Source organism: Pseudomonas sp. FDAARGOS_380 (assembly GCF_002591235.1).
In the GTDB taxonomy this organism is placed as follows: domain Bacteria; phylum Pseudomonadota; class Gammaproteobacteria; order Pseudomonadales; family Pseudomonadaceae; genus Aquipseudomonas; species Aquipseudomonas salmasensis.
This window is the reverse complement of the sequence record NZ_CP023969.1, coordinates 2,743,926-2,768,360: the sequence shown is the minus strand read 5'-3', so window position 1 is coordinate 2,768,360 and position 24,435 is coordinate 2,743,926. Positions and strand designations below refer to the sequence as shown.

Below are 24,435 nucleotides of genomic sequence, written 5' to 3'. Positions count from 1 at the left end.
GCCCGCTCCCACATTTTTTTAAAGCACCTTATCCAAGGTAATCGGAAACTCCCGAACCCGCTTGCCGGTGGCGTGGTAAACCGCATTCGCCACCGCCGCCGCCACCCCGACAATACCGATTTCCCCCACGCCCTTGGACCCGAGCGCGTTGACGATCTCGTCGTGCTCTTCGACAAACAGCACATCAATCTCGCCAATATCGGCGTTCACCGGGATGTGGTACTCGGCCAGGCTGTGGTTCATGTAGCGCCCCAGTTCATGGTCCACCTGGGTCTCTTCATGCAGGGCCATGCCAATGCCCCACACCACGCCGCCGAGGATCTGGCTGCGGGCCATCTTGGGGTTGACCACGCGCCCGGCGGCAATGGCGCTGACCACACGGCTGACTTTGATGGTGCCAAGGTCTTCATCCACCCGCACTTCGACGAACACCCCCGAGTGAGTAGCGCTGGCATAACCCTCGCGCTTCTTGTCGGGCTGGCTGTCGACCTGTACCTCCAGGGCCTCTTCACCGCTGTCCTTGACCAATTGCGCCAACGACACGCTCACGTCACCGCCGTGTAGCTGGCCGTCTTCAAACCGAACCGAATCGGCATCCTTGAATACCGGGTACGTCTGCCGGGCGATCTCCAGTAACCTGGCATTCAGCGCTTCGCACGCTTGCTGCACGGCTGTGCCGACGGACGAGACGGTAAACGAGCCGCCCTGCAACGGCGCGGTGGGCAATGACGAATCGCCCAGCACAAAGCTGATATCGGCCATGGCCACGCCACTGGCCTGGGAGGCAATCTGGGTCATTACCGTGTAGGTGCCCGTGCCGATGTCGGTGGTGGCGCTGCTGACGGTGAGTTTGCCGTTGCTATCGATGTGGGCCTTGGCACTGGCCTTCATCTGCATGGCTTCCCACACCCCGCCGGCCATGCCCCAGCCGATCAATTGGCGGCCGTCACGCATGCTGCGCGGTTCCGGGTTGCGCTGGCTCCAGCCGAAGCGTTCGGCGCCTTCGCTGTAGCACTCGCGCAGGGCCTTGCTCGACCAGGGTTTGTCTTCGTTCTGGTTACGTTCGGCGTAGTTGATCAGGCGCAATTGCACCGGGTCGATGGCCAGGGCGCAGGCCAGTTCGTCCATGGCGCACTCCAGGCCAAGCACACCTAGCGCGGCGCCGGGGGCGCGCATATCCAGCGGAGTAAACACATCCAACGGCGCCAGCTTGTAGGTCAGTTGCACGTTGTCGCAGTGATAGAGCATGCCGCTCCACTCCACCACGTGCTCGCTGAAATCCTCGAAGCGCGACGTCTGGCCAATCGCGGTATGCCCCAGCGCCAGCAAGCGCCCATTGGCGGCGGCGCCCATCTGCAAGCGCTGCAAGGTGCGCGGGCGATAGCCGAAGGTGAACATCTGCTGACGAGTCAGGGTAACGCGCACCGAGCGCTTGAGCGCCATGGCCGCCATCACCGCGAGCGGCAATTGGTATTGCGGGCGCAGGCCCGAACCGAAGGCGCCCCCGACAAAGGCAGCAAAGATGCGCACCTGGTGCTTGTCCAGGCCGAAGACTTTTTGCACGTAGGCCTGGCAGTTCTGCGGGCCCTGGGTCTTGTCATGGATATGCAGGGTGCCGTCGGGCTGATACAGCACGGTGCTGGCGTGAGGTTCCATCGGGTTGTGATGCTCGATGGGCGTGCTGTAGTGCAAGTCCAGACTGATTGCGGCACCGGCCCACTCAGCGTCGAAGTTGCCTCGCGGTTTGGGTGGGGTCTGGGGCGACGGGTGCGCCGCCGCTTGCTGGGTGAGCAGGTCGGTTTCGAAGGCTTCAGGCGCGTAGTCGATCTGCACCAGCGAGCCGGCGTGCCGCGCCAGTTCGAGGTTATCGGCAATCACCAGGGCCAGGGGCTGGCCGCTGTAGAGCACGCGGTCGTTATACAGCGGGCGAAAAGGCGAGCCATCGGCCGCATCGGCATCGGCGAACGCCTCGTCATAGCTGGCGATTTTCGGTCGATTGAGGTGATGGATCACGTCCACCACACCTGGCAGCGCCAACGCCTTGGATGCATCGATGCGCAGCACCCGGCCTTTGGCGATCGAACTCGACACCACGCTGCCATGCAGCAGGCCGTCCTCGGGAAATTCACCAGCGTAACGCGCTTGGCCGGTGACCTTGAGCAGACCGTCGACGCGGTCCAGGGGTTTGCCGATGGCGCTCATGGCTGTTCTCCTGCGACGGCGGCGTCGCTCAGGGCACGAATGATTGCGCGCCGGGCCAGCTTGACCTTGAAGCCGTTGTGTTCCAACGGTTCGGCGTCTTGCAGCAGGGCGTCGGCGGCGGCGCTGAAGGTTTCGCGGCTGACCGTGCGGCCGATCAGCAAGGCTTCCACTGCGCGGTCACGCCAGGGTTTATGGGCCACACCGCCCAAGGCCAGGCGCGCGTCGATGATTTCATCACCGTCCAGCTCCAAGGCGGCGGCCACCGACACCAGGGCGAAGGCATAGGAGGCACGGTCGCGGATTTTCAGGTAGTGGCTGTGGCGGGCCAGATGATCGGCGGGCAGTTCAATCGCGGTGATCAGCTCATCGTCGGCCAATTGGTTGTCACGTTGCGGCGCATCGCCTGGCAAGCGATGGAAGTCGGCGAACTCGATCACCCGCGCGCCGCCGCGTCCTTCTACATGCACCCGCGCCGCCAGCGCCGCCAGGGCCACGCACATGTCCGAAGGATGGGTGGCCACGCACTGTTCACTGGCGCCGAGGATCGCATGGATACGGTTCAAGCCGTTGCGCGCCGGGCAGCCACTGCCGGGCTGGCGCTTGTTGCACGGCACCGCGGCGTCGTAGAAGTAATAGCAACGGGTACGCTGCAACAGGTTGCCGCCGGTACTGGCCATGTTGCGCAACTGCGGCGACGCCCCGGCGAGGATGGCCTGGGACAGCAACGGGTAACGCTGCTCGATCAGCGGGTGCCAGGCCAGGTCGGCGTTGCTCACCAGCGCACCGATACGCAGGCCACCCTCGGCGGTCTCTTGAATGTCATGCAGCGGCAAGCCGGTGATGTCGATCAGGTGCTCGGGATGGCTGATGTTTTCTTTCATCAGGTCCAGCAGGTTGGTGCCACCGGCGATAAAGCGCGAGGCGGCGCTGCTCATTTGAACGGCCTGCTGCACATCGGTCGGCCTGCTGTAGTGAAAGGGGTTCATGACTCACCTCCCTGGCGACGGCAGGCCGGCAGCGCGTCTTCAATGGCATCGCGGATATTGTTGTAGGCGCCGCAGCGGCACAGGTTGCCGCTCATCAATTCCTGGATCTGCGCACGGTCGTGGGCGCGGCCTTCATTGGCCAGGCCCACGGCAGAGCAGATCTGGCCGGGGGTGCAATAGCCGCACTGGAACGCGTCGTGCTGGATAAAGGCCTGTTGCATGGGGTGCAGCTGGTCGCCGTCGGCCAGGCCTTCGATGGTGGTCAACTCGGCACCGTCGCACATCACGGCCAGGGTCAGGCAGGCATTCACGCGTTTGCCGTCACGCAACACGGTGCAGGCGCCGCACTGGCCGTGGTCGCAGCCTTTTTTGCTGCCTACCAGGTCCAACTGTTCGCGCAGCAAGTCCAGCAAGGTAGTCCAGGGCAACACGTTCAGTTGGCGAGCCTGGCCGTTGAGTGTCAGGCGTATCGGGTGGGCGACGAACGGCTGGGCCGCCGCGCCATTGGGGGTCGCGCTCATAAACACCTCACGGGTTGGTGTACGTCCGCGGCGTTCAGGAAAATCGCCGTCTTAGGGGTACGACTTCCCGGTTTTTTGAGCGTTCAAGATGATTGATCAGCGGATATTGAGCTGGGCTTTCAGGGTGTTTTGCGGTGGGTTGATCGAGGTATTGGTGAATTCGAACCAGCCCTGGGCCTGGACATTCAGGTCGAACACATAGATGTAGCCCATCAAGGTGCCCACGCCGCTGCACGCCTCACTGATGTTGCCGACCTGGCACACCGCTGTGCGTTGCCCATTCAACTCGGCGCCGTTGAAGCGGCCCATGGGGCTGTTGCCCAGGCCGACTTCCATCACCGAGACCTTGGTGGGCCCGCGGTGCTCGCACATCTGGGTGGTGTTGACCCGCTCCGGGATCGCTTCGCTGCAGTTGGCCGATTCCACCTTGAACACCCGCACCTCGCTCAAGGCCGGTGCAGTCGCGCCCCACGCCGGTGCCGCGCCCAGCCACAGGCCGATACTGGCGATCAGGGCTAGACTCCACGGGTTGGCTTTTTTCATGCTGTCGATGACCGGCTGTTGAACGTCGGCGCAGTATGCCTCAAGCCCATGCGCCACACAGCCTCGGCTGCTGGTATGATGCGCCGCTTTTTCCGATCCTCTCTGAATCCACAAGCGCTTGGCGCAGTTTGTGCTTTGACTTAGAGGTCAACAAATCACGACGCACAATAGCGTCACAGGGAGCCGGCATGCTGGAAAAGCTGTTTCAACTCAAAGCCCACAATACGAATGTGCGCACCGAGATTCTCGCGGGGATCACCACCTTCCTGGCCATGGCCTACATCCTGTTCGTGAACCCGAGCATCCTCGGCGAGACCGGCATGGACAAGGGCGCGGTGTTTGTCGCCACCTGCCTGGCGGCGGCCATTGGTTCGACCGTGATGGGCCTGATCGCCAACTACCCGATTGCTCTGGCACCGGGCATGGGCCTCAACGCCTTCTTCACCTACACCGTGGTCCTCCACATGGGCCACACCTGGCAGGTGGCGCTGGGCGCGGTGTTCATTTCGGCGGTGCTGTTCTTCCTGCTGTCGATCTTCCGCATTCGTGAGTGGATCATCAACGCCATCCCCCTGCCGCTGCGCTCGGCGATTGCCGCCGGCATCGGCCTGTTCCTGGCGCTGATCGCCCTGCATAACGCCGGTATCGTGGTGAGCAACCCAGCGACCATGGTGGGCCTGGGCGACCTGAAACAACCGGCACCGATCCTGGCCACCCTGGGTTTCGTGCTGATCGTCGCGCTGGAAGCCCTGGCCGTACGCGGCGCAGTGCTGATCGGCATCCTGGCGGTGACCGTCGCTTCCATCGTCCTGGGCTTCACGCCGTTCATCGGCGTGACTTCGGTACCGCCGTCTCTGGCCCCGACCTTCCTGCAGCTGGATATCAAGGGCGCGCTGGACATCGGCCTGGTCAGCGTGATCTTCGCCTTCCTGTTCGTTGACCTGTTCGACAACTCCGGCACCCTGATCGGCGTCGCCAAGCGCGCCGGCCTGATGGGCAAGGACGGCCATATGCCGAAAATGGGCCGTGCGCTGATTGCCGACAGTACCGCCGCCATGGCCGGTTCCCTGCTGGGTACCTCGACCACCACCAGCTACATCGAATCGGCCGCAGGCGTGAGCGCCGGTGGCCGTACCGGCTTGACCGCCATCGTGGTCGCGATCCTGTTTTTGCTGGCGCTGTTCTTCTCGCCACTGGCCGCCAGCGTACCGGCCTACGCCACCGCGCCAGCCTTGCTGTTTGTGGCGGTGTTGATGAGCCAAGGCCTGGCCGAAATCGACTGGGACGACATTACGGTGGCAGCGCCGGTGGTGATCACCGCCCTGGCGATGCCCTTCACTTACTCCATTGCCAACGGCATCGCCTTCGGTTTCATCGCCTGGACCGCCATCAAGCTGCTTTCGGGCCGCTACCGTGAGCTGAACCCGGCGCTGGTGATCCTGTCGATCCTGTTTGTGATCAAGCTGGGCTGGTTCAACGCATGACTTTTGACGCCGCAAGCTACACCGCTCAACTGCAAGACAAGGTCACGCGCCTGCGTGACCTGCTGGCACCGTTCGACGCGCCCGAGCCGCAGGTCTTCGACTCGCCGCTGCAGCACTTTCGCCTGCGTGCGGAGTTCCGCCTGTGGCGCGAAGGCGGCGAGCGCCACTACGCGATGTTCTCCCAGGAGGACAAGCGCACGCCGATCCTCATCGAAGAATTCCCCATCGCCAGCCAGCGCATCAACCAGTTGATGCCGCAACTCAAGGCCGCCTGGCAAGCCAGCGCTGCCCTGAGCCACAAGCTGTTCCAGGTGGAGTTCCTCACCACCCTGGCCGGCGACGCGATGATCACCCTGTGCTATCACCGCCCGCTGGACGAGCACTGGCACACTGCTGCGAACAAGCTGGCAGCCGAACTGAATGTGAGCATCATCGGCCGCTCCAAGGGCAAGCGCGATGTGATCGGCCAGGACTACGTGGTGGAAAAACTCGACGTCGGTGGCCGCACCTTCAGCTACCGCCAGCCCGAAGGCGCCTTCACCCAGCCCAACGGTACGGTGAACCAGAAGATGCTCAACTGGGCCTATGAAGCCTTGGGCGATCGCCCGGACGACTTGCTGGAGCTGTATTGCGGCAACGGCAACTTCACCTTGCCGCTGGCGACCCGCGTGCGCAAGGTGCTGGCCACCGAGATCAGCAAGACCTCGGTGAATGCGGCCTTGAGCAACCTGGATGAGAATGGCGTGGATAACGTCACCCTGGTGCGTCTCTCCGCCGAAGAACTCACCCAAGCCTTGAATGAAGTGCGCCCATTCCGCCGCCTGCACGGCATCGACCTGAAAAGCTACGAGTTCGGTAGCGTCTTCGTCGACCCGCCCCGCGCCGGCATGGACCCGGACACCTGCGAGCTGACCCGGCGCTTCGACAATATCCTGTACATTTCCTGCAACCCGGAGACGCTGGCGGCGAACATCGCGCAGTTGCACGACACGCACCGGATTACCCAGTGCGCAATGTTTGACCAGTTCCCGTGGACGCACCATATGGAATCGGGTGTGTTGCTGACCCGCCGATAAACCTGCAGGGTAGGCGCGAGCTTGCTCGCGAAAAACGTCAACGATAACGCGTGCTTCCTGGATGAACGCGGTGCCTGTGGGTTTTTCGCGAGCAAGCTCGCTCCTACCGTTTATTCAAGTGTCCGTTGTCTCTGGGGGCTGCGGGACTTCCTTGCGTGGCCGGCCACCCTTCTTGCCATTGGCGCGAGCCGCTGCGGATTTGGCCGCGCTGCTTTTGCGGCCATTGCGCGATGCCACCAGGCTGGTTGCCAGGTCCATCAGCGGCTGGCTTGTAGCGATCAGGCCAGTGATGGAAACATCCAGGTCCTGCGCCTCACAGCTAATCGCCTTGCCACCGAACGTCACTTCCAACTGCTGGAAATCCTGCGCTGAAAACCCTTCGAACTCCGGCAGGCCAGCCACCGGCAACACGACGCGGCTGCCATCGCTGAAGCCAATGGAGAGGCTGTCGTTTTCATAACGCACGTTGCTGGCGTTGGCGTACAGACGTTTCAACTTGCGCCCACGGGCGATTGCCTTGTCAACGTCGGCTTCAGTGAGAGGTACATAAGGTGTGACTTTGGCTTTTATGATTTTCATAAATTAATCCCCACGCAATCTGGCGCTCTTACCAGATTCAAAATTGTCCGTTGCGCTACGACGTCGTGCCTGGCGCTCGCGATGACGTAGACACCTTGTCGAATGACCAACCCCGCGACCAACTCGCCAGCGTCCCAATTCCAGGAATGATTCTCCAGGCAAACCGTCTGCAGTTTTTCCCACCAAATCCTGCGTGCCCGTGCCAAGTAGTGCCGCTGCATGATCGCCCCTCGTATCTCTTTCAGAAGTGCTAGGGGTGGCCGCCTCCGTTCAGGCTCTACGTCCCACAACTCAACTTCCCCATCCAGGAAACTGAAACGAAACCGTGCATCCCATCCCTTGCCCCTGACATGCACATGGGGCGGGCAATGCTCATCCCTGAAAAACACCGAAATGACATAGCCTTTGTAAGCACCTACCCTCATCGTAACCCATCCGTTAGGTTATTTTCCGCCAGGTAACAATTTCCCTCTGCCACCCGACAACCGGCTCCTATTCCCGAAGCTGTTTCACAGATTAGTCACCACAAAAAACCCGGCGAATGCCGGGTTGTAACCACTCATGCCGAGGGTTGGAAATACCCGGCCAGTGCCCGCAAGTCCTGCTCGCTCAGCAACCCCGCGTAATACTTCAACTGAATGCGCGCCAGCAGGTAGGCATGCCGGGCATTGGCCAGGTCACGCCGGGCGATGAACAGTTGTTGTTCGGCGTCGAGAACGTCGAGGTTGACCCGCTCGCCGCCACTGACGCTTTTCTGGGTGGCGGTGACCAGTGCCGTGGCGGACCTGACTGCCATTTCATAGGCCCGCACCTTGGCCGCGCCGCTGGTGTTGAGGTTGAATTGCTTGCGCAACTCCACCAACGTGGCAGCGGTTTGCGCGTCCAGCTCGTATTGGGCCTGGGACAGTTGGTTGGCCGCCTGACGGGTGGAGGCCGAGACCGAGCCACCGGCAAACAGCGGCAGGCTGACCTGGATGCCGACGCTGTTGGTGTCGTACTTCTGGTTGTAGCTGCTTTCTGAATCGGAATGGGTCTTGCGGCTGGTCGCGTACAGGCTGACCTTGGGCAAGTGCCCGGCGCGCTTGCGTTCCACTTCATAAGAGGCCACGTCGAGCGCGTGGTGCTGGGACTTGAGTTCAGGGTTGTTGGCCATGGCCAGTTCACGCCAGGTTTCGAATCGGTTGGGCTCAAGCGGCGCGATCTCAAATGGGCGCGCCAGGGGCGCCAGTTCTTCGATTTGCAGCGGCTGGCCGACAATGGCTTCCAACTCACGCAAGGCACTGTCCTGGGCATCCACGGCTTCGATCTCTTCGGCCTGGGCCAGGCTCAGTCGCGCCTGGGTTTCGAGCACATCGGTACGCGTGCTTTCACCGCCTTTGAGCAGACGGTCATTGAGCTGCAGGCGCTCGGCAAACGCTCGTTTCTGGGCACGGCTCAATTCGATGCGTTCTTGTGCCAGCAAAGCCTGGCTGTAGGCGCCCAGCACCCGCACGGCCAGCTCCTGGCTCTTGCCGCGAAAACGCTCATCGGCCATCAACGCCTGGGCGGTGCCTTGGCGAAAACGCGCATAGGCTTCGTAATCGAGCAGCGGTTGCTGCAAGGTCAGGGCCGCGGCGTAGCTGCGGTAATTGCGGTCGCTGGTGACGTTACCCAGCGCCGTGCTCTGGGTGACTTCGGACTCATTGCGCGAGTTGTTGTAGCTCCATGACAGGTTCGGCAGCAGCGCCGCCCGACCGATCACGCGGTTTTCTTGCCCGGCCTCCCGCGCCTGAATCGCCGCTTGAAAGGTTGGATCGTTGCGCAGCGCCAAGTCATACACATCCAACAACCCCAGGGCGTGCGCCGCCGGTGTACAGCTTAAACAGAGGGTGAACAAAAACGCCTTCATTCTTCCACCAGGGCCATATGGGTGCGATCCAGCAAGGGTTTGAACAGGTAGTTGAGCATCGAACGCTCACCGGTCTTGACGAAGGTTTCCACCGGCATGCCCGGGCGGATCTGCACGCCGTCCAGTTGCTGCATGCCCGCCGCGCTGACCTGGGCCCGTAGCGTGTAATACGGTTCATCGGTGCGCTCATCCACCTGGCGATCGGCCGAGACCAAGGTGACTTCGCCCGCCACCCGTGGCGTGGTGGACTGGTTGAACGCCGAAAACATCAATTCAACCGGCAAACCCGGGTGCACCTTGTCGATCATCTGCACCGGCACCCGTGCTTCCACCAGCAGTGGCTCGCCCTCGGGCACGATATCCATCAGCGCCTGGCCGGGCTGGATCACCCCGCCTTCGGTGTACACCTGCAACCCCACCACCACGCCAGACGCCGGTGCGCGGACCAGGCTGTTGGCCAGTTCGAATTCGGCAGAGGCCAGGCGATTGCGCAAGTCGTCGCTGCGGGTGCGGGTCTCGGCCAACTGGCTGCGCAGGTCCTTCTGAAAATCTTCACCCAACTGACGGATGCGCAAACGCAGCTCCAGCACTTGGCGCTGCAACTGGCCGATACGCCCGACATCCTCGGCAATAGCGCCGTCGATTTGCGCATGCAGACGCTCGCTGTCGAGCAGGCGATTGCGCGGGATGTAGCCGTCGCGCGCCAACTCGCGCAGCCCTTGAAGTTGCTCATTCAACGCCGCGCGCTGCAAAACCTTGCTTGCCTGGGAGGCCCGCGTGCCGCGCAACTGCGCCTCAAAGCCAGCGATAGTTTCACGCAGGCCCGCCTGTTCGGTAGCCAGTGCCTGGGCACGACTGTTGAATAGCTGGCGTTGCAGGCTCAGGGTATTGGCGGCGTCGGGATCGGCCAGCAGCTCGGGGCTGAACACAATGGTCTGCAAGCCTTCACTCTCGGCACTCAAGCGCGCTTCGCTGGCCAGCGACGCCAGGTATTGACTGCGCAGTGACTGCATTTGCCCGCGCAACGGGGTTTGCTTCAAACGTAACAGCACCTGGCCGGCGCTGACCCGGTCACCGTCACGCACCTGGATACGCTCGACGATCCCGCCCGCCGGGTGTTGCACCGTCTTGCGATGCCCCGACACCATGACCTTGCCCGGCACCGCCACGCCCTTGTCCAGCGGAGCCAATGCCGCCCAGCCGAGGAACCCGGCAAAGCCGCCGAGCACCAGCCACCAACCCAGGCGTGAGTATTTTTTGTCATCCAGCGCCAGCACGTTAGACGGGTCACTGAGCAAAATGGGCTTGCTCTGGCTCATGCGGGTTTTCCTGCACCGAGGCGGTAGCTCATGCTCATGGTCGAGACCGGTTTGTTTGCCGCAGTTTTTTGCCGCGCCTCCAGCACTCGCGCTGTGGGGCCGAACGCTTGCATCTGGCCATCCTTGAGGATCAGCAACTGGTCGGTGAGGCTCAGCACGTTGGGTTTGTGGGTAATCAGGATCAAGGTGCGGCGCTGCTGCTTGAGCTGGGTGATCGCCTGCAGCAACGCCTGTTCGCCCACTTCGTCGAGGTTGGCGTTCGGCTCGTCCAGCACGATCAGTGCCGGTAACCCATACAGCGCACGCGCCAGGGCCACCCGCTGCTTTTGCCCGCCGGACAAGCCCGCGCCGCCCTCCCCCAGTTGCGTGTCGTAGCCCTGGGGCAGTTGCAGAATCAATTCATGCACGCCGGCCATTTGCGCGGCGGCGAGGACGGTGTCGGCCTCCACCGCTTCAAAACGCGCGATGTTCTGCGCGATGCTGCCGGCGAATAACTGGATGTCCTGGGGCACGTAACCGATATGCGGGCCGAGTTGTTGCTTGTCCCACAGGGCCAGGTCGGCGCCATCAAGGCGCACCTTGCCGGCCAAGGGTGCCCAGGCCCCCACCAGCACCCGCGCCAGGGTGGACTTGCCGCACCCCGACGGGCCGATAACACCGAGTACATCCCCCGCCGGCAGGCTGAAACCCAGGTTTGCCAACGCCGGACGTCGGCTGCCGGGCGCGCAGGCGCTGATCTGCTCCACGCTCACCTGGCCCTTGGGCACGGGCAGGCTCATGCGCACCGGCCGCGCCGGGTTATCTTGCAGCATCAACGACAAACGCTCATAGGCCAGGCGCGCCGAACCCCATTGTTTCCACACGCCGATTAACTGGTCGATGGGGCTGAGCACACGTCCCATCAGGATCGAGCCGGCAATCATCATCCCCGGCGTTATGTCGCCGTTGACCGCCAACCAGGCGCCCAGGCCCAGCACGAGTGATTGCAGGGCCAGGCGTACGCCCTTGGACCAGGCCGTGACCACCGCAGTCTTTTCACTGGCCAGGTTCTGCTGCACCAGAAACGCCTGGTGCTGGCTGAACCAACGCCCGCGCAAGGTGGCGAGCATGCCCATGGCTTCAATGGTGTCGGCGTTGCGCAGGTTGGCCGTGGCCTGCTGGCTGGCGCTGATCGACAGTTGGCTGGCCAGGGCCATCGGTGCCTGGCTGACATAATGATTAGCCCAGGCCAATGCGATCAGAAGCAACGCCCCACCCAATGCCAGCAGGCCCAGCCAGGGGTGGAACAGGAAGATCACCAGCAGGTACACCGGAAACCACGGCGCATCGAAAAAGGCGAACAACGCCTGGCCGGTGGCGAACTGGCGCAAGGTGGTCAGGTCGTGCAGGGCCTGGCCCGCCGCCTGGGTGCCGCCCTTGAGCTGGGCTTCATAGGCGGCGTCGAATACACGCTGGTTCAAGCGCATGTCCATCTGCGTACCGAGGCGAATCACCACCTGGCTGCGCACCCACTCCAGCGCGCCCATCAAGCCGAAGAGGCCGAGGATCATCAGCGTCAGCATCAGCAGGGTCATCTGGTTGCCCGAGGCCAATACGCGGTCGTACACCTGCAACATGTACAGCGCCGGGGCCAGCATCAGCAGGTTGATCACCGCCGAGAACAGGCCAATGTTGAAGAAGGCGCTTTTATAGGCGGTGAGTGCAGCCAGCATCTCATTCGCGCGCTTGGCACCGGGCCGAGTCATGAAGGGCATCCCATTGAAGAGTCAAGCAAGGGCCCGCCCGGTGCGTTGACAGCACCTGTGGCGCGCCCACAGAATTTGCAGCCGCCGCCGCCCTGGCCTGCAAGCACTCGGGCGGCGACGGTGTTCGAGCAAGGCCGATGAAAGAGCGATCTTTCATCGGCTTTTTTGCATCAGGCGGCCAGGGCGAAGTCGTGCGGCGCGTCCTGAATACCCACCAGGCCCACATCGGCAGCCGCAAATGCAGCCGGCTCCTGATGGGCCACACCGGCAGCGGCCAGTTGATCGAAGGTGGAGTTGACCGACAGGCTTGGGTCGATGCCCTTGAGCAGGGTGTCGATGGCCGAGGCCAGCGCCGAACTGTCGCCACTCATCAGGCCGTACACGATTTTGTGCACCTGGCCATCGCGGCCTTCGGATTGCAGGCTCGACAGGCCCAGGTTGGTGAAGCTGACTTCCTGGTTGGCGATGGTGTAGCCACCGCTGCTCGCGCCGCCGGCGAGGGTATCGCCCAGGGTCAGGCCGTCGAGCGAACCCCACAGCGTGTGGGTCGGCGGATTGAACAGGGTGTAATGCAGGCTGCCTTCAGCCACCACTGCCGCATCGCTGACGCTGCTTGTCACGCCATATTGGGTGCCATCGAACGGCCCCGGGTTGAAACCACCGGTGTTCACACCCTCTTTCACCGAACCTTCACGGTGGTTGAGATCACCAAAGTAAGCCGACCAGTCGTTCAGGTATTGGGCGACGGTGCTGGCGGCGTAGGTCGTGCTGTATGAAATAGAAATGCTCATGCAAAACTCCAAGTCATTGGGTGGTCACTCCCCAGCAAGCCGGTGCCTGCTGTGGTTTTGCCCGTCACTGGGCAAAAGCGGTCAGAACTGATATTCAACGGTGCCCTGCACGGTGCGCCCACGGCCCAGGGTGAAGGCCAGCACATCCCCGAGCGGCACCAGGTAGGCGCGGTCGGTGACGTTTTCCATGGCCAGGCGCAGGGTCAATTGGTCGGTGGCGCGGTAGCTGCCATACAGGTCGTAGACGGTGTAGGGCTTCCAGTCAGCGGGGTAGACGCCGGTTTGCGAGGTGGTTACCCCGGCGGCGCCCTTGACGTAGTAGCCGGCGCTGTAGCGGGCACGCACACCCACGTCCAGCTTGCGCTCAAAGAACCGCGCGCCCAGCGTGGCGGTGCCGCGGTCCATGGGCATGTGTTCGGAGGAGCCGAGGATCGCGCTGCAACCCACGCCGGCATTGGCCGCGTCGTCCGGCACCATCGCGTCTACCGGTGCACGGTTACCCGGGCGTTTCTGGGTCTTGGTCACGCCGCCCAGCCACGCGGTTTTGCTGCAGAACTTATTGCTGCCAAGCATGCGCGTGTAGTTGAACTGGCCGTAGGCAAAACCGGCGTCGTAATCGAGTTGGTATTCAAGCCCCCGAAAACGCGTGGTCTCCAGGTTGTTCACATAGGCCGCACTGCCGATATTGACGTTGCCATAACCCGGCGGCTGTACGCCCAGGGCCATATAGGAAAAGTCATCGACCCGGGTGTTGAAGTAGGACACCTTCATGCCCACGCGATCATCGGAAAACAGCAGGTCTTCCTTGAGCACATTGAAGCCGACTTCCCACGCCGTAGACCGCTCCGGCTTCAGGTAAGGGTTGGGGAAAATCGACTCCGAACCGCCGCCGTGGGGCCGGCCGCTGACCATGGTTTCGGTCACTGCCGGCGGGCGCCAGCCCTTGCCATAGGTGGCGAAGAGTTGCAGCCAATCCACACCCGGCTTGACCGACAAGCCAAACGTCGGCGAAAAACGGCCCTCCTCGCGATCCACATCGTAAGTGGTGGGCACACTGATCTGGCGAGTGGTGCCGATGATGAAGGTGCGGGTGTTCAAGCCGGTATCGCCGCGCAGCCGATAACGGTCATAACGCAAGCCGGCGTTGAGATTCAGCCAATCGTCATAGTCGAAATCCAGGCGCCCGAACAGGCTGCCCATGGCGCGATCACCTTTGGGCGTGATGCTCTCCGCCGCCGAGGCCGTCAGCGCCGAACCCGCCTCTACCCCCTGGTTGGAGTCCGGCCGAACCTTGTCGTAGAAAAACTCCAACCCATAGTTGGCCTTGAGGGTGGCCAGTTCCGTCAGGGCAAAGGTCGAGAGGTTCTGCGCCTGTACGCCGTAGGTATTGGTTTGATAGGTGACGTCGTAAGCCTTGCTGATACCCCGGGCCAGGGTGGATTGGTCGTTGCGGGTATCGACATGGTAGAGCTTGGCCTTGAAGTCGATCAGCGGGTTGTCTGGCGCATAGCTGTAATCAAGCGCGAAGTTCTGCGCCTTGACGTTGCTGCTGCCGAGCTTTTCCCATAACTGGGGCTTTTCGGCGGTCATCATATTGACGTCGTCGTAGTCGACTTCGGTGACCAGGTAGCTCAGTTGCAGGCGCTGCTCAACCGGAAGATTAAGCCCCAGCTTGAGCAAGCGTGAACGCATCACCGAGCCCGAATAGGCAACGGTGGAGTTCTTGATCCGCTCCTCACTGGCCGGCATGTACGCCGCGCCGCTACGCAGCTCGCCAATGCTGCCCCGGGTGCCGGGGTTGTAATCGCCGAGGTGACGCTCGCTGGCGGCCACCAGCATGTCCCAGACATCGGTGCCCACCGCAAACGCCGAACTGCCGATAAAGTGCGTGCCGTTGCTGCGCCCACCCAGCCCCGAGGTGAGCCGAATGCGCCCGCCGATTTGCTTGCCATCCTTGAGCAAATCAGCGGCTTCAAGCGTGCGGAAGTTAGCCACCCCGCCAATCACCCCCGCACCGCCCTGGGTGGAGGTCGCGCCCTTTTCGATCACCACCTCGGACAGCAACTGCGGGTCAACATACAGCGTGCCATTGCGTTGCTGGTGACCACTTTGCTGGTAATTCTGGCGCATGCCATCGACCGACATATTGACCCGGCCATAGTCCTGGATACCGCGGATATTCACCGACAACCCTGGGTCTTGCTGGCTGACAGCTGAGTAGACGCCCGGCGCCTCTTCCAGCATCTCGGCGGCATGACGCGGCGGGTTGCGATCCAGCTGTTCGCGCCCCACCACACTCACCGAGCGTGGGGTTGAATACACCCAATCCTGCGGGTGCAGGCCGGTGACCGTGGTGGTGGCCAAGGCCAGGGCACCGGCTTGTTGTTCCACCCGGGTGAGGGTGACCTGGTGATCGCCGGTAAAGCGGTACTCCACCGGGGCGGCGCCGAGCAGGCGGCCCAGGCCTTCCTGCACGTCAAAGCGACCCTTGAGCGCGGTGCTGCTCAGCCCGTGCAGGCGCTGGCTGTCGAACAGCACCTGCAGGCCGGCCTGGTCAGCGAACGCCAGCACCGCACTGCCGAGGGATTGCGCAGGAATATCGAACGTCAACACGGCGGACTGGGCCGTGGCAACTGGAGGCTGCGCATAGGCCGGGACGGCCACGGTGAACAACCCCAGGTGAATGGCCAGGGCTAAGCGGCTGCCGGTGATACGCCCCTTGGTGAGTGCTGACATTGGTGGTGATCCCTGCGCTGAGCATTTTTTGTTTATGCGAATACTTCTCACCTAGCAAGACGTGCGAGGCGCGGGAAGTCAGTAATATTTTTTGCAGGAGCGAGCTTGCTCGCGAAGAACGTCAACGAAAACGCGGTGCCCTGGGTTTTTTCGCGAGCGAGCTCGCGCCTACAGGGGCATCGGTTTTTAACGGGGGAAGGTCAGTAGATCAGGCTGAGGCCAGCCAGCTCCACGCGTTGCACTTGAAGCTCTTGGGTCAGGGTGGCCAGGGCGCTGTCGAGCATGTCCAGGCGGAAGACGCCGCTGACTTCGCGCTCGCCCAGGTCCGCGTTAGCCAACACCACACGCCCGGGGCGGTAACGGTTGAGTTGCTCGATGACCTTGGCCAGCGGCTGCCGGTCGAAGATCAACACACCACGGTGCCAACTGGTGGCGCGATCCACATCAAACTGATCCAGGCTGACCACCCCGTCCTGGGGGCTGTAGCGCGCAGCCTGGCCCTGTTGCAGGACCTGCTCGGCAGGGCCGTTTCTGGGTGAAGCCGGCACTGACACTTCGACGCTGTGTTGCAGCACACCCACCCAGGCCTGGCTCTCGCGTTCACGTTCGACCACAAACCGTGTGCCCAGCGCCCGGGTCTGGCCGCCGGCACTGTGCACCACGAACGGTCGGGTTTCTTCGCCGGCCATCGGCGCCACCTGAAAAATCGCCGAGCCCTGGAGCAGGTTGACGCCGCGCTGTACGCCGTCGTACTCAAGGCGAATGGCGCTGTCGGAATCCAGCTCCACCACGCTGCCATCGGCCAGGTGCACCGTGCGCACTTCGCCTTTGTGCGTGACGTAGTCGGCCTGCAAGCGCAGCAAGGCATCCGGCCCGCGTACCCAGCCGATGCCCGCCGCCACCACGATCAGCGCCACGGCGGCCGCACGTTGCCACGGCCGTCGACGTTTGGCGCGGCGCAAGGATGTAGCGGCCGCGGGCGGGCGCTGTCGGTGTACAGCCTCGTCCTTGTGCACCTCGCCCAGCGCCGCCCAGGTCTGCTCGGCAAACCGCAGGGCCGCTTCGTGGCGGCTGTCGCGGGCGATCCACTGGCGCAGTTCGGCTTGTTCCTGTTCGCTCAAGGCACCGGCGTGCAGACGCACCGCCCACTCGGCGGCCGCCTCGGTAATGCTGTGCTGTTGCGGTCCCTGGCTATTCACGTGTGAATCTCGAATTCTCGTTATATAGACGCTGTGACGTCTGGCCTGGCGTATTTCGGTAATTCATTGGTCGGATGGCGTCACCTCGCCTTCCTGCAAGCGCTGCATCACGTACGCCAAGGCCTTGGCCAGATGCTTTTGCACGCTGCTGTCGCTAATGTCCAGATGCCGGGCGACCTGAGCGTGGGTCATGCCTTCGATACGGTTCAAGCGGAAAATCTGCTGGGTGCGCGCCGGCAATTCCGAAAGCGCCTGCTTCAATGCCTGCCGCTGTTGCTGCGCCATTGCCTGAGCCTCCAACCCGGCCACGTCATCTTCAATCTCGGCCAGCGCCTCGTGGGGCACGGTGTCGGTCTTGCGCCGTGCTTCCTGGCGAATATGGTCGATCAGCAGATTGCTCGCCGTTCGATAGAGATAACCCTGGGAGTTGTCGATACGCTCACCGGCCGGTTTTTCTGCCAGGCGCAGGAAGCTCTCCTGCACCAGGTCTGCGGCCAGTTGCGGGTCCCGTACCCTGCGGGCCAAATACCCGCGCAGCGTATCGGCGTGCTTGAGAAACAGGCCCTTGAGATCCACGTCCGACAAACCGACTCCCTGGAATGTTAAGGAAACAGGCGGGCATCTTAAGCGTTGTCGAGAATGATTTTCAATTGATATCTAATCCGATTGAGCCTAGCGTTTGCCTTGATTAAACGTTCGATCACCGAACAGAACCGCCGCCATCCATTGACCAAATTAACCAACCAGTACATTTTGACTCCACAACCAATAAGAACTGTGGAGAAGCCTCTATGCCGCCCATCGTGCTGGTGCTCAACGGCCCCAACCTCAACCTGCTCGGCACCCGCGAGCCTGCCACTTATGGCCATGAAACCCTGGCCGACATTGCTGCCCTGTGTGGGCGCAGCGCCGACAAACTCGGGCTGACCATCGAGTTTCGCCAGACCAACCACGAGGGCGAATTGCTTGACTGGATCCACGCGGCCCGCAACCGCTGCGCCGGTATCGTGATCAACCCGGCGGCCTGGACCCACACCTCGGTCGCGATCCGTGATGCCCTGGTGGCCAGTGAAGTGCCGGTGATCGAAGTGCATTTATCCAACGTGCACGCCCGTGAAGCCTTTCGTCATCACTCGTTTGTGTCACCGATCGCCAAGGCCGTGCTGGCCGGGTTTGGCAGCCATGGCTACCACCTGGCCCTGGAACATTTCAGCCATACGCTGAAGGGACGCACCTGATGAAACCACGCATTCTCGCCGGCCTGATCGGCGCCGGTATCCAGGCCTCACGCACCCCGGCGCTGCACGAACAGGAAGGCGACGCCCAGGGCTTGCGTTACCTGTATCGCCTGATCGACCTGGAGCCGCTGCACCTGGACCTCAACGCCCTGCCAGAATTACTGCGGGCCGCCGAGCTGATGCACTTCACCGGGCTAAACATTACCTACCCGTGCAAGCAGGCGATCCTGCCGCTGCTCGATGAACTCTCCGATGAGGCCCGGGGCATTGGCGCGGTCAATACGGTGGTGTTCAAGGATGGCAAGCGCATTGGCCATAACACCGACTGCCTGGGGTTCGCCGAAGGCTTTCGGCGCAACTTGCATAACGTACCGCGCCAACGCGTGGTGCAAATGGGCGCCGGTGGCGCGGGCGCGGCAGTGGCCCATGCACTGTTGGCAGAAGGTGTGGAGCAGTTGAGCATCTTCGATGTCGACCGCACCCGCGCCCAGGACCTTGTGGATAACCTTGCCCGGCAGTTCGGTGCCGGTAGCGCTCAAGTCGGCAGCCACCTGGAAAACGCCATGGCCGAAGCCGATGGCCTGGTGAACACTACGCCGATGGGCATGGCCAAGCTGCCCGGCACGCCGGTGCCAGCCGCATTATTGCGGGCTGAATTGTGGGTAGCGGAGATCGTGTACTTCCCGCTGGAAACCCAACTGCTACGTGACGCTCGCGCCTTGGGTTGCCGTACGTTGGATGGCGGCAATATGGCGGTGTTTCAGGCGGTGAAGGCGTTTGAGTTGTTCTGCGGTGAAATGGCGGATGCAGACAGGATGCTGGCGCATTTCCAGAGCATGAATACCTAGGGATGCAACCCCATCAAAATGTGGGTGTGCCCCAACGCTGTAGGAGCGAGCTTGCTCGCGAAAAACTCACAGGCGCCGCGTTCATTCAGCAAGCACGCGTTATCGTTGACGTTTTTCGCGAGCAAGCTCGCTCCTACAACATTGGGGCAAGCTGAATTCGATCTTGAAAACGGGTGTTCTCAGGCTTGCAGGTAGCGCAACACCGACTCGCAAATCATCTCCCGATGGCGCTGCTTGATCGCCTCATCCGACAGCTCGATCTGGAAAATCTCGCTGAAGGTGTGCCGGTTGGACACCCGATAAAAGCTGAACGAGTTGATCAGCAAGTGCACATCCAGCGGTTCCAGCCCTTCGCGAAACAGCCCCAACTCAGCCCCGCGGCGCAAGGTCTCCCCCAGCCCTTCCAGGATTTTGCTGTTCATCGCCTTGATGGTCTCGGTGCGCTTGACGTACTCGGCGTTGTGGATATTTTCGATGCTGACGATGCGCACGAAGTCCACGTTCTGGTCGTGGTGATCGAAGGTAAATTCCACCAACCGGCGAATCGCCTCACGGGGTTCCAGGGCGGTGAGGTTCATGCGCGTTTCGGTGTTGCGGATATCGCCGTAGAGCTTCTCCAGCACCTCGACGTATAGCTGCTCCTTGCTGCCGAAGTAGTAATAGATCATGCGCTTGGAGGTATGGATGCGCTCGGCGATGGCGTCCACGCGTGCGCCGGCCAGGCCCTGCTGAACAAACTCGACAATGGCTTCTTGCAGAATATTTTCGCGGGTCTTTTCCGGATTGTTCTTGCGACTCTTGCGCGGTGCGTCAGCTACCGCGGGGAGATCGGGACTCGAGGTCATGGTGCGCTCACGGCCATTGTTGTGCAGGCGCTGATTATGGGCCGCGGCGCTCCCCGAAGGAAGCACCCACCCTGCCCTTATAAACGGGCCTGGCGCACCGCACCGCTGCGCGACTTGGCCATCGCCGCCAGACGCACCGCCACGTTGGCCGCGCCGTAGCCGGCATAGCCGTGCTTGCGCTGGATGATCTCGAAGAAAAACCGCCCTTCGAACGGTTCGGTGTACACATGAAACAGCTCACCGCCCTGGGCGTCGCGGTCGTACAGCACGTTGTAGTACGCCAGCTCGCTGAGGAACTCATCGTCAAAATCGAAGCGCGCCGCCAGGTCGTCGTAGTAGTTGAGCGGGATATCCAACAGCGGTACACCGGCTTCCTTGGCCCGGCGCACCTCAGCAAAAATGTCCGCGCAGTCAAAGGCAATATGGTGCACACCCGAACCGCGATAGCTGGAAAGCGCGTGGGAAATCGCGGTGTTGCGGTTTTCGGAGATATTCAGCGGCAGGCGGATCGAGCTGCAGCGGCTGCGCAATGCACGGCTTTTCACCAGGCCGTAAGGGTCGGGCAACACCACTTCATCGTCGGCTTCGAAATCCAGCAGGCTCTTGTAGAACAGCACCCAACTGTCGAGGCTGTCGGCCGGCAAGGCCATGGCCATGTGGTCGATGCGCAACAAGCCGCCGCTGGCGGGTGTGGCCGCCTGCAGGTTGAAATCGGTGTCGTACAGCCCGCCTTCGCTGGGGTCGACCAGGTAAATCAGGCTGCCGTCCGGCGCACGTACGGCGGCCAATTCCAGCTCGTTGGGGCCGACCAGGCCGCGATAAGGCTGGCCCTTGTAGGCCACCGCCCGCTCCAGGGCCTTGGCACTGTCCTTGACCCGCACCGCCGTGGCGCATAACGACGGGCCATGGGCCTCGAAAAAGTTATGGGCGAAGGAATAGGGTTCGCAGTTGAGGATCAGGTTGATATCGCCCTGGCGCAACAGGCTCACATTCTTCGAGCGATGCTGGCCGGCCTTGGCGAAACCCAGGCGTTCCAGCCAATTGCTCAGCTTGGCGCCGAGGCTTTCATCCACGGCAAATTCCAGGAATTCGATCCCGTCGTACTCGCTGGCCGCCGGGGTTTCAAACAGGATGTCCACCGGCGCAGCGGGGGCTTCCTGCGCCAGGCGCTGGCGGGTTTTTTCTTCCAGGTACAGCAACGAGCGCAATCCGTCCGCCGCATTCGCACGGGTCGGCGCGGCGCGGAAGCCATCGTTGAAAATTTCCAGGGACAAGGGCCCGGTGTAGCCACTTTTGATGATCGGCGCGAGAAAGCCCGCCAAGTCAAATTCGCCCTGGCCTGGGAAGCAACGGAAATGCCGGCTCCACTCCAGCACATCCATGGCCAGGATCGGTGCGTCGGCCATTTGCACGAAGAAAATCTTGTCGCCGGGGATCTGGGCGATGGCACTCGGGTCGCCCTTGAGCGACAAAGTGTGGAAGCTGTCGAGCAACACACCGAGGCTCGGGTGGTCGACCTGACGCACCAGGTTCCACACCTGCTGCCAGGTGTTCACATGCTTGCCCCACGCCAGGGCTTCATAGCCGATGCGCAGGCCGCGCTTGCCGGCGTGTTCGGCCAGCAGGCTCAGGTCATCGAGCAGAATACGTTCGTCGCCCACGCTGTCGGCCGAGGTGTTACTGCACACCAGCACCAGGTCGGTGCCCAGTTCCTGCATCAAATCGAATTTGCGTTCGGCACGTTCCAGGTTGCGCGCCAGGCGATCGCGGCGGCAGCCTTCGAAGTCGCGAAACGGCTGGAACAGGGTGATGGCGATGCCCAGGTCGGCACACATCTGCCTGACTTCCCGGGGGCTGCCGTCGTAATACAACAAGTCGTTCTCAAAGATCTCCACCCCATCAAACCCGGCGGCGGCAATGGCTTCGAGTTTTTCCGGCAGGGTGCCGCTCAAGGACACAGTGGCAATAGAACGTTGCATGGAAGACTCCCGGCAATTGTTGTTTGTGGCAAATTATTCGCCCCCAGCCTACAGGCAGCAATTAAAATGTACGAACCGGTTAGTTTTTGGTGCGATTATCGAACACTAAGCCCCTTTGGCGAATTGACGACTTTTTAGCCACTGCGCACCATCGACCGGGCAATTCGTTCACGTAACAAAGACCCAGAACACACCATAAGAATTTCAAAAAACGGGTACAAACCTCATGCCTCTGCAAAATCCAGCCCTGGCCGCGCGCCCGGGCAACCCGCACGCCGGTATCGGCGACAAGATCCGCGGTGCCCTGGCCGTGGGTAAAACGCGCTGGGGCATGCTGGCCCTGGTGTTCTTCGCCACCACCTTGAACTACATCGACCGCGCCGCCCTGGGCGTGATGCAACCGATCCTCGCCAAGGAAATGAGCTGGACGGCGATGGACTACGCCAACATCAACTTCTGGTTCCAGGTCGGCTACGCCATCGGCTTTGTGCTGCAAGGCCGCTTGATCGACCGGGTTGGCGTCAAACGTGTGTTCTTCTGCGCCGTGCTGCTGTGGAGCCTGGCCACCGGCGCCCATGGCCTGGCCACCTCGGCGGTCGGCTTTATGGTCTGCCGGTTTATCCTCGGGCTGACCGAAGCGGCCAACTACCCGGCCTGCGTCAAGACCACACGCTTGTGGTTCCCGGCGGGTGAACGTGCAGTGGCCACCGGCATCTTCAACGCCGGCACCAACGTCGGCGCAATGATGACGCCCATGCTGCTGCCGTTGATCCTGCACGTGTGGGGCTGGCAGGCGGCGTTCCTGTGCATGTCGGCACTGGGCGGTATCTGGCTGGTGCTCTGGGGCTTGAAGTACTACAACCCGGAAGACCACCCCACCGTTAAACAATCCGAATTGGACTACGTGCAACAGGAAGTCGAACCGGAACAACCCCGCGTGCCGTTCAGCCGCATCCTGCGCATGCGCGGCACCTGGGCCTTCGCCCTCGCCTACTCGCTGACCGCGCCGGTGTTCTGGTTCTACCTGTATTGGCTGCCGCCGTTCTTGAACCAGCAATACAACCTGGGCATCAACGTGACGCAGATGGGCATTCCGCTGATCATCATTTACCTCACCGCCGACTTTGGCAGCGTGGGGGGCGGGATCCTTTCGTCATTCCTGATTGGCCGTGGGATGAACTCGATCAAGGCGCGGCTGTTGTCGATGCTGCTGTTCGCTTGCTGCATCGTTGGCGTGATCATGGCGGCGGGCTCCAGCCAGCTGTGGGTCGCGGTGTTTGCCATCTCCCTGGCCATCGGCGCGCACCAGGCCTGGACCGCCAACATCTGGAGCCTGGTGATGGACTACACGCCCAAGCACATGATGAGCACGGTGTTCGGCTTCGGCGGCATGTGCGCGGCCATCGGCGGCATGTTCATGACCCAGATCGTCGGCCATATCCTCACGGTGACCAACAACAACTACACGATCTTGTTCACCCTGATCCCGGCGATGTATTTCATCGCCCTGGTGTGGATGTACTTCATGGCGCCGCGCAAGATCCCAACCGTAGACGTTTAACTAACGCCGCCGCTGCTGCCAGGCAGCGGCCAACCCGCTCATGCAGATCACCCCGATACCCACTATCGTGGTCATATCGGGGGTATGGCTGAACACCAGCCAGCCCAACAATCCCGCGAACACGATCTGGCAATAGCCAAACGGCGCCAGCAAAGCCGGCGCCGCGAAGCGGAACGCCTGGGTGAGCATCAAGTGCGCGGTCATCCCGCAGGTGCCCAGCGCCAGCATCATCACCGCGTGCCACAGCGTCGGCACTTGCCAGAAGAACGGCACCATCGCACTCATCACCAAGGTGTTGCACAGGCCGGCGAAGAAGTTGCTGGTGGTCGGGCTGTCGTATTGGCTGAGGATGCGCGTGAGCAACTGGTAGAAACAGAAGAACAACGCCGAGCACAGCGGCAGCAATACCGCTGGGGTAAACAACTCGCCGCCGGGGTGGATGATGATCACCACGCCGATAAACCCGCAGATCACCGCCAGCCACTGGCCACGGGTCACGTGCTCACCCAGCAACGGCACCGACAGCGCCGTCACCAGGATGGGCGCCAGGAAGTTCACCGCCGTGGCTTCGGCCAACGGGATGTAATGCAGCGCCGTGGTAAAGAACAGGCTGGTGCCCAACAGGCATAGCGCCCGCACCACCTGCATGCCCGGCCGCTTGCTGCGCAACACGCGCAGGCCCGATTGCGGCAGGAAGATCCCGGCCATCAGCAAGGTGTGCACCATGTACCGCGCCCACACCACCATCACGATCGGGTAGAACCCGGCCAGGTATTTGGACAAGGCGTCGTGGCTGGAGAACAGGAACGTCGCCAGCACAATCAGCAGGATGCCTTTGAACGGATGGTTGACGCCGGAGAGCGGGGTACTGACTGTCATTGAATTCTCTTGTGTG

Annotated in this window: 21 protein-coding genes; 5 read left to right on the top strand and 16 right to left on the bottom strand. The window is 62.1% G+C overall.

Annotated features, from left to right (window positions below; all coding sequences use genetic code 11):
* Nucleotides 1-18 precede the first annotated feature (18 nt).
* The 4 genes from CRN80_RS13125 to CRN80_RS13110 form a co-directional block, all read right to left on the bottom strand.
* Nucleotides 19-2,202, bottom strand: coding sequence for a xanthine dehydrogenase family protein molybdopterin-binding subunit (locus CRN80_RS13125; RefSeq protein WP_098950309.1), 2,184 nt, complete (start codon nucleotides 2,200-2,202; stop codon nucleotides 19-21).
* Nucleotides 2,199-3,188: a xanthine dehydrogenase family protein subunit M gene (locus tag CRN80_RS13120; protein ID WP_020301733.1), complete on the bottom strand. Its 990-nt coding sequence runs from the start codon at nucleotides 3,186-3,188 to the stop codon at nucleotides 2,199-2,201. The genes CRN80_RS13125 and CRN80_RS13120 overlap by 4 nt, the downstream gene beginning before the upstream one ends.
* Nucleotides 3,185-3,709 (bottom strand): (2Fe-2S)-binding protein, encoded by a 525-nt coding sequence (locus CRN80_RS13115; RefSeq protein ID WP_032895224.1) that lies wholly within the window; start codon nucleotides 3,707-3,709, stop codon nucleotides 3,185-3,187. Before CRN80_RS13115 ends, CRN80_RS13120 begins: the two co-directional genes overlap by 4 nt.
* Before the next feature lie 96 nt (nucleotides 3,710-3,805).
* Entirely contained in the window at nucleotides 3,806-4,252 is a 447-nt protein-coding gene (locus CRN80_RS13110) for a DUF4879 domain-containing protein (RefSeq protein WP_098952607.1), read from the bottom strand.
* A 188-nt stretch (nucleotides 4,253-4,440) separates the two neighbouring features.
* Here CRN80_RS13110 and CRN80_RS13105 point away from each other — a divergent pair, with 188 nt between their 5' ends.
* Together CRN80_RS13105 and trmA are read left to right on the top strand one after the other, a co-directional pair.
* The gene (locus CRN80_RS13105) at nucleotides 4,441-5,736 is read left to right on the top strand and encodes an NCS2 family permease (protein WP_003194342.1); all 1,296 of its coding nucleotides are present in this window, start codon (nucleotides 4,441-4,443) and stop codon (nucleotides 5,734-5,736) included.
* Entirely contained in the window at nucleotides 5,733-6,812 is a 1,080-nt protein-coding gene (gene trmA / locus CRN80_RS13100; RefSeq protein WP_098950308.1) for a tRNA (uridine(54)-C5)-methyltransferase TrmA, read from the top strand. Before CRN80_RS13105 ends, trmA begins: the two co-directional genes overlap by 4 nt.
* A gap of 114 nt (nucleotides 6,813-6,926) precedes the next feature.
* Here trmA and CRN80_RS13095 read toward each other — a convergent pair whose 3' ends face one another.
* The 9 genes from CRN80_RS13095 to CRN80_RS13055 form a co-directional block, all read right to left on the bottom strand.
* On the bottom strand, nucleotides 6,927-7,391 hold the full coding sequence (locus CRN80_RS13095; RefSeq protein ID WP_098950307.1) for a DUF2442 domain-containing protein: 465 nt from the start codon (nucleotides 7,389-7,391) through the stop codon (nucleotides 6,927-6,929).
* Nucleotides 7,388-7,816: a DUF4160 domain-containing protein gene (locus CRN80_RS13090; protein WP_032895219.1), complete on the bottom strand. Its 429-nt coding sequence runs from the start codon at nucleotides 7,814-7,816 to the stop codon at nucleotides 7,388-7,390. The genes CRN80_RS13095 and CRN80_RS13090 overlap by 4 nt, the downstream gene beginning before the upstream one ends.
* 134 nt (nucleotides 7,817-7,950) lie before the next feature.
* Nucleotides 7,951-9,279, bottom strand: coding sequence for a TolC family outer membrane protein (locus CRN80_RS13085; RefSeq protein WP_098950306.1), 1,329 nt, complete (start codon nucleotides 9,277-9,279; stop codon nucleotides 7,951-7,953).
* Nucleotides 9,276-10,598 (bottom strand): HlyD family type I secretion periplasmic adaptor subunit, encoded by a 1,323-nt coding sequence (locus tag CRN80_RS13080; RefSeq protein WP_098950305.1) that lies wholly within the window; start codon nucleotides 10,596-10,598, stop codon nucleotides 9,276-9,278. The genes CRN80_RS13085 and CRN80_RS13080 overlap by 4 nt, the downstream gene beginning before the upstream one ends.
* Nucleotides 10,595-12,343 (bottom strand): type I secretion system permease/ATPase, encoded by a 1,749-nt coding sequence (locus tag CRN80_RS13075; protein ID WP_098952606.1) that lies wholly within the window; start codon nucleotides 12,341-12,343, stop codon nucleotides 10,595-10,597. Before CRN80_RS13075 ends, CRN80_RS13080 begins: the two co-directional genes overlap by 4 nt.
* A 170-nt stretch (nucleotides 12,344-12,513) precedes the next feature.
* Complete coding sequence (locus CRN80_RS13070) at nucleotides 12,514-13,134, bottom strand: heme acquisition protein HasA (RefSeq protein WP_003194354.1); 621 nt, start codon at nucleotides 13,132-13,134, stop codon at nucleotides 12,514-12,516.
* Between the two features lie 81 nt (nucleotides 13,135-13,215).
* Nucleotides 13,216-15,870, bottom strand: coding sequence for a TonB-dependent receptor (locus tag CRN80_RS13065; protein ID WP_098950304.1), 2,655 nt, complete (start codon nucleotides 15,868-15,870; stop codon nucleotides 13,216-13,218).
* 200 nt (nucleotides 15,871-16,070) lie between these two features.
* Nucleotides 16,071-17,069 (bottom strand): FecR family protein, encoded by a 999-nt coding sequence (locus CRN80_RS13060; RefSeq protein ID WP_098950303.1) that lies wholly within the window; start codon nucleotides 17,067-17,069, stop codon nucleotides 16,071-16,073.
* A 63-nt stretch (nucleotides 17,070-17,132) separates the two neighbouring features.
* Nucleotides 17,133-17,654 (bottom strand): RNA polymerase sigma factor, encoded by a 522-nt coding sequence (locus tag CRN80_RS13055; RefSeq protein ID WP_032895209.1) that lies wholly within the window; start codon nucleotides 17,652-17,654, stop codon nucleotides 17,133-17,135.
* A 206-nt stretch (nucleotides 17,655-17,860) separates the two neighbouring features.
* Between CRN80_RS13055 and aroQ the strand changes: the two genes are divergently transcribed.
* Nucleotides 17,861-18,307 carry a type II 3-dehydroquinate dehydratase gene (gene aroQ, locus CRN80_RS13050; RefSeq protein WP_003194361.1) on the top strand — a complete coding sequence of 149 codons (447 nt, stop codon included), beginning with the start codon at nucleotides 17,861-17,863 and terminating at the stop codon, nucleotides 18,305-18,307.
* Nucleotides 18,307-19,155 (top strand): shikimate dehydrogenase, encoded by an 849-nt coding sequence (locus CRN80_RS13045; RefSeq protein ID WP_098950302.1) that lies wholly within the window; start codon nucleotides 18,307-18,309, stop codon nucleotides 19,153-19,155. The genes aroQ and CRN80_RS13045 overlap by 1 nt, the downstream gene beginning before the upstream one ends.
* A gap of 179 nt (nucleotides 19,156-19,334) precedes the next feature.
* Here CRN80_RS13045 and CRN80_RS13040 read toward each other — a convergent pair whose 3' ends face one another.
* Nucleotides 19,335-20,000: a TetR/AcrR family transcriptional regulator gene (locus CRN80_RS13040; RefSeq protein WP_014720036.1), complete on the bottom strand. Its 666-nt coding sequence runs from the start codon at nucleotides 19,998-20,000 to the stop codon at nucleotides 19,335-19,337.
* Between the two features lie 77 nt (nucleotides 20,001-20,077).
* The gene (gene quiC, locus CRN80_RS13035; RefSeq protein ID WP_098950301.1) at nucleotides 20,078-21,979 is read right to left on the bottom strand and encodes a 3-dehydroshikimate dehydratase QuiC; all 1,902 of its coding nucleotides are present in this window, start codon (nucleotides 21,977-21,979) and stop codon (nucleotides 20,078-20,080) included.
* A 226-nt stretch (nucleotides 21,980-22,205) separates the two neighbouring features.
* On the opposite strand from quiC, the gene CRN80_RS13030 reads away from it, so the two are divergent.
* Nucleotides 22,206-23,540 (top strand): MFS transporter, encoded by a 1,335-nt coding sequence (locus tag CRN80_RS13030; protein WP_003194368.1) that lies wholly within the window; start codon nucleotides 22,206-22,208, stop codon nucleotides 23,538-23,540.
* On the opposite strand, the gene CRN80_RS13025 is transcribed toward CRN80_RS13030, so the two are convergent.
* Complete coding sequence (locus CRN80_RS13025) at nucleotides 23,541-24,419, bottom strand: DMT family transporter (protein ID WP_098950300.1); 879 nt, start codon at nucleotides 24,417-24,419, stop codon at nucleotides 23,541-23,543.
* Between the last annotated feature and the right edge of the window lie 16 nt (nucleotides 24,420-24,435).